This is a genomic window from Streptomyces sp. NPDC005017, assembly GCF_042873115.1.
GTDB lineage: Bacteria > Actinomycetota > Actinomycetes > Streptomycetales > Streptomycetaceae > Streptomyces.
Genome location: NZ_JBIALD010000001.1, coordinates 283,040 through 296,305 on the forward strand (window position 1 = coordinate 283,040; position 13,266 = coordinate 296,305).

Sequence of the window (13,266 nt, forward strand, 5' to 3'; positions counted from 1 at the left end):
GGCCCGGTATGCCCACGAGGATCCTCCCGGCCGTCGGCGACGCGGACGCGGTCCGGTCCATCACGACGCTGCTCAGCCAGCTCCCCGACGCCGAACCGGTGGCCCCCGTCGTCGACTCCACCCAGCTCGTCGACACCCTGGCCCGCCTCGCCGCCGAGTCCGTCGACGAACTGCCCGAGGTCGTCGTCGTCCACGAGCGCATCGGACCCGTGCCCGCCCTGGAGCTGGTCCGCGAGGTCGCCCTGCGCTTCCCGGCCGTCGGCGTCATCCTCGTCACCACCGACGCGAGCCCGGGCCTGTTCTCCGCCGCCATGGACTCCGGCGCCCGAGGCCTGGTCGCGCTGCCGCTGTCGTACGAGGAACTCGCCAGCCGCGTCCAGGCCGTGGCCGCCTGGTCCGTGGGCGTACGCCGCCATCTCGGCCACGGCGCCGAGGTGTTCACCGGCGTCGGCGGCACCGTCGTCACCGTCAGCGGCGCCAAGGGCGGTGTCGGCACCACCCTCACCGCCATCCAGCTCGCCCTCGCCGCCCAGGCCTCCGGCCGCTCCACCGCCCTGGTCGACCTGGACCTCCAGACCGGTGACGTCGCCTCCTACGTGGACGTCCAGTTCCGCCGCTCCGTCGTCGACCTCGCCGGCATCACCGACATCTCCCCGCGCGTCCTCGCCGACGCCGTCTTCCGCCACGAGTCCGGCATCGCCCTGCTCCTCGCCCCCGCCGAGGGCGAACGCGGCGAGGAGGTCACCGACCGCGCCGCCCGACAGATCGTCAGCGCCCTGCGCTCCCGCTACGAGATCGTCGTGGTCGACTGCGGCGCCCAGCTGGGCGGGGCGGGCGCGGCCGTCGTCGAGATGGCCGACACGGCCCTGCTGGTCACCACGCCGGACGTGATCGCCGTACGCGGCGCCAAACGCGCGGTCCGCATGTGGGACCGGCTCCAGATCCGCAAGGCGGAGGAGACGACGGTCGTCGTCAACCGCCACAGCCGCAGCGCCGAGATCCAGCCGTCCCTGATCCGGAAGATCACCGGCACGGCCCTCGCGGCCACCGCGATCCCCGCCCACTTCAGGGAACTCCAGTCCGCGGTCGACGCCGGCCGCGTCCACGAGCTCGACCCCAAGGGCCAGGTCCGCCAGTCCCTGTGGGCCCTCGCCGGCGAACTGGGCCTGGTCAAGGCGCAGGCCGGGGCCCAGCGGCACGGCCGGCTGCGGGGCGAGCGGCGGCGCAAGGACGGTGCGGGATGAGGTGGCCCGGCCCCTCGCGGCGGGACTCGGGGCAGGTCACGGTCGAGTTCCTCGGGATGACGCCGACGATACTGATCACGCTCGTGCTGATGTGGCAGTTCGTGCTGGTCGGTTACACGTTCACGCTCGCGGGCAACGCGGCCGACGAGGCCGTGCGCGCGGGGACCGCCGTGCCGGCGGGGGAGCGGCAGGGCGTATGCGAGGCGGCCGGCCTGGAGAAGCTGCCGGACGCCTGGTCGGGCGGGGTCGAATGCGGAGGGACCGGCTACGTCACGGCCGACGTCACGCTTCAGGTGCCCGTGCTGTTCCCGGGCGTCGGGGCCTTCCCGTTCTTCGAGGTGGAGGGCCACGCGGGCGCGGTGGAGGAGGAGACGGACTGACATGACGTACGACTCCCATGGCTCCCAGGGAGCCCATGGCTCCCGCGATTCCCATGGCTCCCACGGGTCCGGCGGGTCCGGCGGGTCCTACGACTCGCCTGGGTCCGACGGGTCCCACGGCTCCCAGGGGTCACACGGCTCCCAGGGACCCTGGGGGTCCCAGGGCTCCTCCCACGGCCCTCACGGCCCCCGTGGCTCCGGGCGCCGCGACCGCGGTCAGGTGGCCATCGAGTACCTGGGGTTCCTCCCCGTCCTGATCCTCGTCGCCATGGCGGGGGTCCAGATCGGGCTCATCGCCTACGCCGGCCAGCAGGCGGGTACGGCGGCGCGGGCGGGAGCGCGCAGCGCGTCACTGGGGGAGAGCGCGCAGGAGGGCTGTGCGCAGGCGGTCAGCGACTGGATCGACGTCGACTGCTCGGGGGCCTCCTCCGGCGGCGACGAGGTGACGGTCACGGCCGTCGTGCGGATACCCCGGTTCGTCCCCGGCTGGGACTTCGGGGACGCGACCAAGACCGCCACCATGCCCCTCGACCACACCGACGAGGAGTCCGGTCAGCCATGAGCCTGCGCGCACGCATCAACTCCCCGGAGGAGAAAGGCAGCCGGGGCGAGGACGGTCATCTGGTCGCCTCCTACCGCGCCAAGCTGCTGGAGGAGATCGACCTCGCCGAGATGAGCTCGCTCGCGGCCGCCGAGCGCCGGGCCCGCCTGGAGCGAGTGCTCGGGCACATCATCAGCCGCGAGGGCCCGGTGCTGTCGACCGTCGAGCGCTCGCAGCTGATCCGCCGGGTCGTCGACGAGGCCCTGGGCCTCGGCATCCTCGAACCGCTCCTCGAGGACGCCTCGGTCACCGAGATCATGGTGAACGGCCCGGACGCGATCTTCGTGGAACGCGGCGGCAGGGTCGAGCAGCTGCCGATGCGGTTCGCCTCCGCCGACCAGCTGATGCAGACGATCGAGCGGATCGTCTCGACGGTCAACCGCCGGGTCGACGAGTCCAACCCGATGGTCGACGCCCGGCTGCCCTCGGGCGAGCGGGTCAACGTGATCATCCCGCCCCTCTCGCTGACCGGCCCGATCCTCACCATCCGCCGCTTCCCGCGCTCCTTCACCCTCCAGGAGCTGATCGGCTTCGGCTCGCTCGACGAACACATGCTGTACCTGCTCGCGGGCCTGGTGCAGGCGAAGTTCAACATCATCGTGTCCGGCGCGACCGGCACCGGCAAGACGACCATGCTCAACGCCCTGTCCGGCCTGATCCCCGGCGGCGAACGCATCATCACCATCGAGGACTCCGCCGAACTCCAGCTCCAGCAGTCCCATGTGATCCGCCTGGAGTCCCGCCCGCCGAACGTCGAGGGCAAGGGCCACGTCACCATCCGCGACCTGGTCCGCAACTCCCTGCGGATGCGCCCCGACCGGATCGTCGTCGGCGAGGTCCGCGGCGGGGAGTCCCTGGACATGCTCCAGGCCATGTCCACCGGCCACGACGGCTCGCTCGCCACCGTCCACGCCAACAGCGCCGAGGACGCCCTCACCCGCCTCCAGACCCTGGCCTCGATGTCCGACGTGGAGATCCCGTTCGTCGCCCTGCACGACCAGATCAACAGCGCGGTGGACGTCCTGGTCCAGCTGACCCGGTTCGCGGACGGCGCCCGGCGCATCACCGAGATCGCGATCCTGGACAGCGCCGGCGGGGAGCCGTACCGCCTCGCCACGGTGGCGCGCTTCGAGGCACAGCCGATGACCCCCGACGGCCGGGTCCACGGCGCCTTCCGGTACTTCCCGCTGCCGCGCCGCACCGCCGACCGCCTCTACATGGCGAGCCAGCCCGTCCCGCAGGCCTACGGCGTCGCCCGGCACGACGAACAGCTCGCCACCCGAGAGGCCAGGTAGGACCACCCCATGGAACTGAGCACCCTAGTCCAGCTCACCACCGGCCTCACCCTGCTGGCCTGCGTGCTGTCCGTCCTCGGCGTGCACGCGTACGCCACGGGCCGCGCCCAGCGGCAGGCGCTGGTGGAGCGGCTGGCGATCGAGAGCGGCCACGGCGCGGCCACCGGCCGAAGGCGCTACTTCCCGGGCCTGGACCGCAGGCTGCGCCGCACCCGCCCGGGCCGCTCCCTGGAACTGCGCCTGGTCTCCACCGGCCTCGATGTCACACCGGGCGAGTTCTTCGCCGCCATGCTGTTCACGGTCGCCGGTCTCTGGCTGGTCGGACAGGCGGTCCTCGCCCCGTTCTTCGGCCCGATCGCCGGACTCCTCGGCGTCTGGGCGGCCTGGCAGTTCCTCAACTGGCAGCGGCAGAAACGCATCGAGCGGTTCATCAACCAACTGCCCGAACTGGCCCGCATCCTGGCCAACGCCACCCAGGCCGGTCTCGCCCTGCGCACCGCCATCGGCATGGCGGCGGAGGAGCTGGAGGCACCGGCCGGCGAGGAACTGACCAAGGTGGCCAGCCACTTGGCGATGGGCGCCTCGATGGACGACGCCCTCGGTGAGCTCGCGGACCGCCTGCCCTCCCGCGAACTGGTAGTCCTCGTCACGACCCTGGTGCTCTCCAACCGGGCCGGCGGCCAGGTGGTCGGCGCCCTGCGCAACCTCACCGAGACGCTGGAGGAGCGCAAGGAGACCCGCCGCGAGATCCGCACCCAGCTCTCCCAGGTGAGCATGACCTCCTACGCCGTACCGGTCATGGGCGTCGGCTCGCTGTTCCTGATGAACGGCGTGAAGGACGGCGCACTGGACCGGATGACCGGCTCCCCGGTCGGCCAGGCCTGCGTGATCATCGCGTTCGGGCTGTACGCCGTCGGCTTCTTCCTCATCCGCCGCCTGTCCCGCATCGACGTCTGAGGAGGTTGCCATGGCCTTGCTGCTCGCCCTGCTGACGGGTCTCAGCGTCTGGGGCGCCTTCGCCGGGATCCGGATGTACCGGGCGGACGCGAAACTGCCCGGCGACCTCGCCCTCGCCCTGGAGGTCGGCGCCACCCGCACCGGCGCCGTCGACTCCCTCATCGACCGCATGGGCATGCGCTACGCCCCCGCCGTACTGCGCCTGATGGGCCCGCGGCAGGTCGCCAGGTACCGCCGCAAGATCGACCTCGCGGGCAACCCCGGCGGTCTGACCATCGACCGCTACGCCGCCCGCCGCGCGGTCTACGGCGCCCTGGGCGGGGTGGGGACGCTGGTGTTCCTGCTGCGCGGCGACTACCTGGTCGCCCTGCTCCTGCTCGCCTTCGGCGCGCTGTGGACCGAGGTCGGCATCTGGTCGGCGATACGGGTGCGCAGGGACGTCATCGAGCGCACCCTGCCGGACTTCCTGGACGTCCTCGCGGTCGTGGTGGGCGCGGGCCTCGGCTTCCGCCAGGCGCTGGACCGGGTGGCCTCCCGCTACGAGGGCCCCTGGGCCGACGAGATCCGCATCACACTGCGCCAGATGGACCTCGGCATGAGCCGCCGCCAGGCGTTCGCGGAACTGCGCCGCCGCAACGACAGCGAGCAGGTGGCCATGTTCGTGACGGCGTTGCAGCAGGGCGAGGAACTGGGCGCGCCGATCGTCGACACCCTGGTCGCCCTCGCGAAGGACATGCGCCGCACGGACGCCCAGAACGCCCGCCGCAAGGCCGCCCGCGCGGTCCCCAAGGCCACCATGATGATCACCACGTTCATGGTGCCGGCCACGATGCTGCTCCTGGGAGCGGGTCTGCTCCTGGGCTCCGGCACCGACTTCGGCTCGGTCACGGGCCGGTAGGGGGAACCGTGGCGACGATCGCGACGACGGCCCGCGGGAACGCCGGGCTGCTCAGACGCCGGGGGACCGCCTCCGTGGCGGCCGACTCGGCGGCCCTGCCCCTCCAGGTCAACGCCGTGCAGGCGATGTGCCGCCAGGTGTTCGGCTTCCGCCTCGCGATGATCGCCGTCGCGGCCCCGGCGGCCCTGCTGGGCGCGGGCCCGGGCCTCGGCGTACGCCTGGTCGGCGCGGCCGTGGTGGTCACCTTCATGGGCTCCTACGTCCTCTTCCGCGACTGGGAGCGCTTCGGCCCGCTGCTGCTCGCCCACCCGAGCCTGCTGGCGGCCGACACCCTCTTCGGCGCGCTGCTGCTGATCTCCGCGGGCCCGGACACGACCCTGGCGTACGTCAGCGTCTGCACGCCCCTGCTGGCCGGCATCGTCTACGGCTGGCGGGGCGCGGCCTTCTTCGCCTCCCTCCAGGGGCTGATCCTGCTCCTGGTCCACGCCACGCTGGGCCCCGGCGAGGACCTCGCCGAGTCGCTGCTGCTGCCCGGCCTGTGCGTCATCACCGGGGCCGTCGGCTCGACCCTGCGCAACCTGCTCCTGCGCTTCGGCGAGGCGACCGAGGCCCTCACGGCGGTACGGTCGCGGCTCGCGGTCTCGGAGGCGGTGAACTCCGAACGCGCCGCGCTGGCCCGGGATCTGCACGACTCGGTGGCGAAGACGCTGTGCGGGGTGGCCCTGGCCGCCGAGGCCCTCGCCCGCTCGGCCGCCGCGCCCGCCCCGGACCCGGCGGCCCTGAGGGCGCAGGCGGACCTGATCGCCCGCTCGGCCCGGCGGGCGGCGGCCGAGTCGCGCGAGCTGCTCTCCGACCTGAGACGCGCCTCGGGCGAGGAGGGCGCGGCGGCCGTGGACCTCGACGCGGAACTCGCCGCCCGCGTCGCGCACTTCGCGCCGGGCCCGCGGCCGAGGACGACGTACGAGGCGCGCACGGGGGCCGGCCGCCCGCTTCCCAAGCTGCCCCGGGTGCAGGCCCGCCACCTCCTGGCGATCGTCGGCGAGGCGCTGGACAACGCGGACCGGCACGCGGCGGCGACCCGCGTCCGGGTCCGCCTGACCGCCGCCGACGGCCTCCTCACGCTCACGGTGGACGACGACGGCACCGGACTCCCGCCCGGGACGACCCTCGAGAATCTCCGCCGCTCCGGCCACTTCGGTCTGCTGGGCATGACCGAGCGCGCGGACTTCCTCGGCGCGCACCTGCACATCGGGCCGGGCGAGGGGGACCGGGGCACGGAGGTACGTCTGCGGATGCCGCTGCCGTCGGGGAGGGAGCCGGGGTGAACGCCGAACACGCAGGACATCTGCGGGTCGTCGTGGCCGACGACAACCCGGTCGTCCGCGCGGGCCTCGCCGCGCTGCTCTCCGCCCGGGAGGACATCACGGTGGTGGCCCAGGCCGCGGACGGCCGCGAGGCCTGCGAGGCGGCCGCCCGGCACGCCCCCGACGTGGTCCTCCTCGATGTCCGCATGCCCGGCCTGGACGGCCTCTCGGCCCTGCCGCACCTGGTCCGGCTCGCCCCGGTGCTGATGCTGACCTACAGCCGCGAGTCCGAGACGGTCCAGGAGGCCCTGCGGCGCGGTGCCGTCGGCTACCTGGTCCACGGCGAGTTCACGACCGACGAGCTGGTGACGGCCGTACGGGACGTGAGACGCGGCCGGCCCCACTTCACCCCGAGCGCCGGGGCGGTGGTGCTGGCGCAGTTGCAAGGAGGTGCGACTGCAATGAACACCAGTCAAATCCCTTTCTCCAAAGGCGATCGAAAACCCGAAAACCTTTCGCAACTGCAAGCGACTGTGAGACAGTCGACTTCGTCAGGCCCCGACCGATCGGGCTACCGACTCAGCGCCAGGGAGGCCGAGATCATGAACCTCATCGCCTCCGGCATGACCAATCACCAGATCGCCGCCGCCTGCTTCATCTCCGAGAAGACGGTCAAGAACCACATCAACCGCATCTTCGCCAAACTCCACAGCACCACCCGCGGAGAAGCCGCCGCCAAGTGGCTGGGAACCGCGCCTGGTTGTCCGGGAGGCCCCTCATGACCGGACCTTGGGCCCCCGGTTGGGCCCACGGACCCTCTTCCCCACCCCGCTCCCGGGGTACTGCTAGCGATGACGACAGAGTTTCCAGTGCGGCGAGAGGGCAGCGCCATGCGCAACGACAAGGGTCAGACCGCGGTGGAGTACCTGGGGATCATCGCGGTGGTGGTGGCGATCGTGTTGGCGATCACGGGGACGGACATCGGGCAAACCATCTACAACGCGATCACGGACAAGATCAACGAGGTCGTTGGCGGCTGACGCGCTTCAGCAGGTTCGGCGACGTCGGGCAGGCCTTCCCCATCTACATCGTGGTGGTGGCGGGCCTGCTCTTTCTTGCGTTCGCGTACCTCGCGGTCGGTCAGGCGGCGGCGAACCGGAACGGTGCCCAGACTGCGGCCGACGCGGCCGCACTGGCGGCGGCACAGGAAGCACGGGACCAGCTCACCGACGCGTGGATAGAGGTCGTTCTCGATCCCGATGAGTGGCAGGACATCTTTGACGGCAACGCGCCAGTCGTAGACGCGTGTGGACGTGCGTACGAGCTGGCCGCGATGAATGACGCGGAGGCGACCTGCAATTGGGACTCTCCACTGCGAGTTCACGTGGAGGCGAGGACCAACAAGCCTGTCGGGGAGTCCATCGTGCCGGGCACGGAAGGGAAGAAGTCGACGGAGACCGCCACCGCCGTGATCGAACCGCGCTGCGACTTCGACCCTCTCGGTGCGGGCGCCGACGACGACGTGCTGCCAAGCCTGCGGTGCGACGACGGCGAGGTCTGGGAGCTCGACCCGGAAGATTTGGTCGACCTTCCGAAACCCGAGGACCTTTTCGACGTCCATCTGGCTGACTGATATGCGAGCGACGAGTGAGGGAGAAGGAAGCGGAGTCATGAGCGTTCGGTTCACGGCTAAGGCCCACAGGGGGATGGTCGCGTTGACCGTTGCAGCCGGACTTGCCGTTGGCCTGGTCGGCTGCGGGGGTGGAGGCGGCGACGACAAGAAGCCAGAAACGTCGGCTTCTCCTTCTCGTGACGCACGGTCCCAGGCGAGTACGCAGGAAGGGGAGTCGGAGGTACCTCTTGCTGAGCTGAAGGGGCCCAACGGTCTTCAGCTCCAGATCACCTCCGCACAGCGAGACTCAGGCGGCTTTGTCACGGTGGGCGGTGAACTGAAGAACGACAGTGACAAGTCGCTCACGATTCCCGCCCAGCTGAGTGGGGACGAGACGGAGGTGCTGCGCCACGGCCGGTCGTTCGGCGGTGCCACATTGGTCGATGCACAGGGCAAGAAGCGGTACTACGTGCTGCGCGACACCGATGGCCGCCCGTTGACCACAACGGGCGTTTCGACGGTGAAGTCGGGAGAGACCGTCCCGGTGTTCATGCAGTTCCCTGCGCCACCCGCCGAAGCGTCAGAGGTTACCTTCCAACTGCCCATGTTCGCCGCCGCTCCCATCCAGATCACCGGGTGAGCCCTCCCATGACCCCGACCCGCCTCACTCTGGCCCTGACCCTGACAGCGACGACGCTTCTCCTGGCCACCACGACGGTCCAGGCGGACGACACTCCCAGCGTCCCCCCGGGCACCGAGCCGACCGCGTCGGCCCCCGTCGACGTGGACGGCAACGACCCCGACCTCAAGCTCCCCGAGGGTGCCACCCTGGCGGAGCCGAAGGTGCTGGACATCAAGCAGGTGGTCGAGGAACAGAGCGGCGACGAACGCCGGGAGGACACCAACGCGGACGTGAAGTTCGCCCTCCAGGCGGAGGTCCTCTTCGGCAAGGACAGCGCGAGACTCGACCCGGAGGCGAAGTCCCGCATCAACGCGATCGCGGAGGAGATCAAGGCCCAGAACGCGACCAAGGTCAGGGTCTTCGGCTTCACCGACAACCTGGGCTCCTCGGCCCACGGCGACGTCCTCTCCAAGCAACGCGCCAACGCCGTCCACGCGGTCCTCGACAGCGCCCTGAACGCGGCCGGCATCACCTTCGAGGTGCGCGGCTACGGCGAGCAGTACCCCATCGCCTCCAACGCCACCGAGGCCAGCCGCAAGAAGAACCGCCGAGTGGAGATCTCCTTCCCCCGGGGCGACTGACAGAGCCCGACGGTTTGGTGGGGCCCGGGTCGCGCCGGGGCTACGCCGACTCGTTGAGGAGGCGGCAGAGGTGGTCGTGGCCGGGAGTGAGGAGGTCGGGCAGCGGGCGGGCCGCCTCGTACCAGCGCTTCTCGTACTCCCAGCACAGCCAGCCGTCCCAGCCGTGCCGGGAGAGGACGTCGACGCACTCCGTCAGCGGCAGGACCCCGGCGCCCAGGCCGAGCGGCAGGGTGTCGTCGGCGGAGGCGATGTCCTTGACCTGGACGTAGCCGAGGTAGGGGGCGAGGGCGGCGTAGGACTCGGCGGGCTGCTCGCCGCCGAGCCAGGTGTGCATGACGTCCCACAGGGCGCCCGCGTTGCGATGGCCCACCAGGCCCAGGACCCGGATCGCGTCCGCGCCCGTGCGGTGCGAGTCATGGGTCTCCAGCAGGATCCTCACCCCGGCGTCGGCGGCGTGCTCGGCGGCCGTGGCCAGGCGGCGGGCCGCCGTGATGTCGGCGTCCTCGGCGGGCTGGTCCACGTCGGCGCCCGGGAAGACCCTGACGTACGGGGCGCCGAGATCCCCGGCCAGGTCCACCAGCTCGCGCAGCTCCGTCACCACGGGGTCGTCGGGGCCCGGCCCGGCCACCCGCGTGTACCCGGCCACGGAGAGCGGCTCGACGCCCGACGCCTCGAACTGCGCCACCACGCGCGCCCGCTCGGCTCCGCTCAGCCCCGGGTTGACCGGCTCCTCCGGGTGGGTCCGCAGCTCCACGCCGTGGAACCCGTGGGCCGAGGCGAGCCGCAGTACGTCGGGCAGGGGCAGACCGGGAACGCCGAGGGTGGAGAACGCCAGCTTCATGCTCGTGACCTTACTGGCGCCCGGCCCCGAGCGCGCGGCACGAGCCCGGGTCAGTCCCCGCCCTCCCGCAGTTCCAGCCGCCAGTCCTGCCCGACCAGGTCGTGCCCGAAGGACCGGTGCCGGGTCTCCGCCGCGAGGACGAAGCCGTGCCGCTGGTAGATGCGGCGCGCGGCGGACAGGACGTCGTGGGTCCACAGGACCAGCTCGCGGTAGCCGGCCCCGCGCCCGAACTCGATCACCGCCGTGACCAGGCGGTCCCCGATGCCCGGCCCGCGTGTGTCCGGCTCGACGAGCAACAGCCGCAGCCTGGCCGCGCCCGGTGCCTCGTCGCGTACGCACATCACGCAGCCCACCGGGCGGCCGTCCAGCCCGGCGATCCACACCCGCACTCATCGCACCCCGGGAAATCCACTCCCGCGAGGCGACGGCGCTCCCGGCCCCCCATCCCCGCCCCCGGCCTCAGGCGCCGCCCCCGGCCCCCGGCCCCCGGCCTCAGGCGCCCGCCTCGCCCCCGACCCCGGCCGGCGGCCTCCCCCGCGTCCACACCGCCCGCACCGCGACCCGCTCGAACCGCCAGCCCCCGTGCGTCCGCACCAGATCACCCTCGTAGACCCCGCCGACCGTGAAGGCCGACTCGTCGGCGTGCACATGGGTCATCAGCGCGTTCCAGGAGGCGGTGGCCCGGTCGCCGTCGATCTCCGCGAGGAGCCCGGAGGCGATGTGCTGGGTGCGGACGTACCGCCCGAGCGCGGTCTCGGCGGCCCGCACCGCCTCGTCCCCCGAGCCGTCGCCGAGAGGTGTCTCCATGCGGGCGTCGCCGGTGGCGTACGGCAGCATCCAGCCGGGCCGGAAGTCGCGGGCGTCCAGGGCGCGGAACATGCGGTGGACGAGGGTCCCGATCTCCCTGGCATCTTCGTGAGTGCTCATGAACGCCACCCAAATCCCTCAACCAGGCTTGAGGTCAAGGGCGTTGGGGAGCCGGACCGCGTCCCGCGCCCACCCGCGCAATTCCCTTGCGAGGGCCGCCGGCCCCGTGATCCGGTGACCCCATGAGCTCACTCATCCGGCACATCACCGTCGACTGCACGGACGCCTTCACCCTCGCCTCCTGGTGGGCCCAGGCCCTGGACGGCAGGCTCGCCGAGGACGACAACCCGGGCGACCCCGAAGCCACGGTCACCACGGCCACGGCCACCCTGCTCTTCGTCCGCGTCGACGACGCCCGGTCCGTGAAGAACCGGGTCCACTGGGACCTCCAGCCCCAGGACCGCACCCGCGACGCGGAGGTCGACCGCCTCCTCGCCCTCGGCGCGAAGATCCAGGGCGACCACCGCCGCCCCGACGGCACCGGCTGGGTGACCCTGACCGACCCCGAGGGCAACGAGTTCTGCGTGGAGCGCAGCGCCGCGGAACGCGCCGCGCGGTGACACCCCCGCCCCCGGACACCCCCGCCCCCGGACACCCCCGCCCCCCGATCCCGAGGCGCCCCACACCGTCGAGAAGCCCCGGAGAAGCCCCCGGGCAGCCCCCGAGAAACCCGCAGGGAGAAGCTCCGAGAAGCCCCAGAGAAACCCGCGGGGAGAAGCCCCCAGGCAGGAGCCCCCAAGGAGCCCGCGGGAGAAAGCCCCCAGAGAGGCCCCCGAAAGCCGCAAGCCCCCGAAGGACCCTCGAAAGACCCCGACCCCCACCCCGCTCAGCCCTTGGGTACCCCCGTCGACCCCCGCACCACCAACTCACCCCGCACCGCCGCGATCCCGCCCGGCGGCGGCTCCTCCCGGCCCATCGCGATGCGTCCGGCCCGTGCCCCCGCCTCGGCCAGCGGCAGCCGTACGGTCGTGAGCGCCGGTACCGCGTCCACGCTGAACGGCAGATCGTCGAACCCCGCCACGGACACGTCCCGCGGGATGCTCAGCCCGGACTCCCGCAGGGCCGCGCACGCGCCGAGCGCGACGGAGTCGTTGGCGGCGACCACGGCGGTCAGCGTCGGGTCCCTGCGCAGGAGTTCGAGGGTGGCGTCGTAGCCGGACTGCCGGTCGTAGCGGCCGTGGACGGTCCAGGCGGGGTCGTCCGCGACGCCCGCCGCCGCCAGCGCGGCGCGATGGCCCTCCAGCCGGTGCCGGGTGGTGGTGCGCTCCTCCGGGCCCGCGATGTAACCGAGCCGGCGGTGGCCGAGGGTGAGCAGGTGGTCGGTGAGCCGCTGGGCGCCGCCGCGGTTGTCGAAGGCCAGTGTCACGGCGTGGGTGCCGGGCGCCTGCGGCCGCCCGCACAGCACCACCCGCGTCCCCGCCTCGGCCAGCTTGCGCAGCTTCACCGCGACGGCCTCCGCGTGCGGGGCGTCCTCCACCGCGCCGCCGGTCAGCACCACGGCCGCGGCCCGCTGCCGCTGGAGCAGGGTCAGATAGGTCAGCTCGCGCTCGGGTGAGCCGCCCGTGTTGCACACGACGGCCAGCCGCTCGCCGCCCGCCCGGCCGCCGGGGCCGCCGATCTCCGACTGGATCGCCCCGGCCATGATCCCGAAGAACGGGTCGGCGATGTCGTTGACGAGTATGCCGACCAGGTCCGAGGTGGCCGCGGCGAGCGCGCTCGCGGGACCGTTGAGGACGTAGTCGAGCTCGTCGACCGCCTTGAGCACCCGCTCCCGGGTGGAGGCGGCGACAGGGTAGTTGCCGTTCAGTACGCGCGACACCGTCGCGGGCGAGACCTGGGCGCGGGCCGCCACGTCCGCCAGGGTCACCGTCATCTCGTAGTCCTCCGGTCGCGCATGTGTCGTACGTGCTCGTACGTCCTCGTACACCGGCCACCGCGGGGAGGGGCGGCCGGTTGCGAGCAGACCTTACGGCGCCTCGCCCCGGATGTTCGCCCCCTCGAACG

The 13,266-nt window shown here is 72.3% G+C and carries 16 protein-coding genes and 1 pseudogene; 13 read left to right on the forward strand and 4 right to left on the reverse strand.

Annotation, left to right across the window (positions count from 1 at the left end; translation table 11 throughout):
• Positions 1-8: 8 nt before the first annotated feature.
• From ACFYR0_RS01170 to ACFYR0_RS01225, 12 genes are all read left to right on the forward strand, one after another.
• Positions 9-1,244 (forward strand): CpaE family protein, encoded by a 1,236-nt coding sequence (locus tag ACFYR0_RS01170; protein WP_389320296.1) that lies wholly within the window; start codon positions 9-11, stop codon positions 1,242-1,244.
• Positions 1,241-1,624 carry a TadE family protein gene (locus ACFYR0_RS01175; RefSeq protein WP_389320299.1) on the forward strand — a complete coding sequence of 128 codons (384 nt, stop codon included), beginning with the start codon at positions 1,241-1,243 and terminating at the stop codon, positions 1,622-1,624. Before ACFYR0_RS01170 ends, ACFYR0_RS01175 begins: the two co-directional genes overlap by 4 nt.
• Before the next feature lie 220 nt (positions 1,625-1,844).
• On the forward strand, positions 1,845-2,186 hold the full coding sequence (locus ACFYR0_RS01180) for a TadE/TadG family type IV pilus assembly protein (protein ID WP_389320302.1): 342 nt from the start codon (positions 1,845-1,847) through the stop codon (positions 2,184-2,186).
• Positions 2,183-3,520 carry a CpaF family protein gene (locus tag ACFYR0_RS01185; protein WP_389320305.1) on the forward strand — a complete coding sequence of 446 codons (1,338 nt, stop codon included), beginning with the start codon at positions 2,183-2,185 and terminating at the stop codon, positions 3,518-3,520. The genes ACFYR0_RS01180 and ACFYR0_RS01185 overlap by 4 nt, the downstream gene beginning before the upstream one ends.
• A gap of 9 nt (positions 3,521-3,529) precedes the next feature.
• Positions 3,530-4,477, forward strand: coding sequence for a type II secretion system F family protein (locus ACFYR0_RS01190; RefSeq protein WP_389320308.1), 948 nt, complete (start codon positions 3,530-3,532; stop codon positions 4,475-4,477).
• A 10-nt stretch (positions 4,478-4,487) separates the two neighbouring features.
• Positions 4,488-5,375 (forward strand): DUF5936 domain-containing protein, encoded by an 888-nt coding sequence (locus tag ACFYR0_RS01195; RefSeq protein WP_389320311.1) that lies wholly within the window; start codon positions 4,488-4,490, stop codon positions 5,373-5,375.
• 47 nt (positions 5,376-5,422) lie between these two features.
• Positions 5,423-6,700: a sensor histidine kinase gene (locus tag ACFYR0_RS01200; protein ID WP_389321092.1), complete on the forward strand. Its 1,278-nt coding sequence runs from the start codon at positions 5,423-5,425 to the stop codon at positions 6,698-6,700.
• Positions 6,697-7,461: a response regulator gene (locus ACFYR0_RS01205; protein ID WP_389320314.1), complete on the forward strand. Its 765-nt coding sequence runs from the start codon at positions 6,697-6,699 to the stop codon at positions 7,459-7,461. Before ACFYR0_RS01200 ends, ACFYR0_RS01205 begins: the two co-directional genes overlap by 4 nt.
• 69 nt (positions 7,462-7,530) lie before the next feature.
• Positions 7,531-7,719 carry a Flp family type IVb pilin gene (locus ACFYR0_RS01210; protein ID WP_389320317.1) on the forward strand — a complete coding sequence of 63 codons (189 nt, stop codon included), beginning with the start codon at positions 7,531-7,533 and terminating at the stop codon, positions 7,717-7,719.
• Entirely contained in the window at positions 7,716-8,312 is a 597-nt protein-coding gene (locus tag ACFYR0_RS01215) for a pilus assembly protein TadG-related protein (RefSeq protein WP_389321095.1), read from the forward strand. Before ACFYR0_RS01210 ends, ACFYR0_RS01215 begins: the two co-directional genes overlap by 4 nt.
• Before the next feature lie 37 nt (positions 8,313-8,349).
• Complete coding sequence (locus ACFYR0_RS01220) at positions 8,350-8,931, forward strand: hypothetical protein (RefSeq protein ID WP_389320319.1); 582 nt, start codon at positions 8,350-8,352, stop codon at positions 8,929-8,931.
• Between the two features lie 8 nt (positions 8,932-8,939).
• The gene (locus ACFYR0_RS01225; RefSeq protein ID WP_389320322.1) at positions 8,940-9,554 is read left to right on the forward strand and encodes an OmpA family protein; all 615 of its coding nucleotides are present in this window, start codon (positions 8,940-8,942) and stop codon (positions 9,552-9,554) included.
• 40 nt (positions 9,555-9,594) lie between these two features.
• Here ACFYR0_RS01225 and ACFYR0_RS01230 read toward each other — a convergent pair whose 3' ends face one another.
• The 3 genes and pseudogenes from ACFYR0_RS01230 to ACFYR0_RS01240 form a co-directional block, all read right to left on the reverse strand.
• Positions 9,595-10,395, reverse strand: coding sequence for a sugar phosphate isomerase/epimerase family protein (locus ACFYR0_RS01230; RefSeq protein ID WP_389320325.1), 801 nt, complete (start codon positions 10,393-10,395; stop codon positions 9,595-9,597).
• A 50-nt stretch (positions 10,396-10,445) separates the two neighbouring features.
• Positions 10,446-10,781 (reverse strand): annotated as a pseudogene (locus ACFYR0_RS01235) (GNAT family N-acetyltransferase); the annotation flags it as partial.
• 106 nt (positions 10,782-10,887) lie between these two features.
• Complete coding sequence (locus ACFYR0_RS01240; protein ID WP_389320328.1) at positions 10,888-11,322, reverse strand: nuclear transport factor 2 family protein; 435 nt, start codon at positions 11,320-11,322, stop codon at positions 10,888-10,890.
• 122 nt (positions 11,323-11,444) lie between these two features.
• Between ACFYR0_RS01240 and ACFYR0_RS01245 the strand changes: the two genes are divergently transcribed.
• Complete coding sequence (locus ACFYR0_RS01245; RefSeq protein ID WP_389320331.1) at positions 11,445-11,822, forward strand: VOC family protein; 378 nt, start codon at positions 11,445-11,447, stop codon at positions 11,820-11,822.
• 266 nt (positions 11,823-12,088) lie between these two features.
• Here the strand turns inward: ACFYR0_RS01245 and ACFYR0_RS01250 are convergent, their stop codons facing one another.
• Positions 12,089-13,135, reverse strand: a complete 1,047-nt coding sequence (locus tag ACFYR0_RS01250; RefSeq protein WP_389320334.1) for a LacI family DNA-binding transcriptional regulator — start codon at positions 13,133-13,135, stop codon at positions 12,089-12,091.
• Positions 13,136-13,266: the final 131 nt, after the last annotated feature.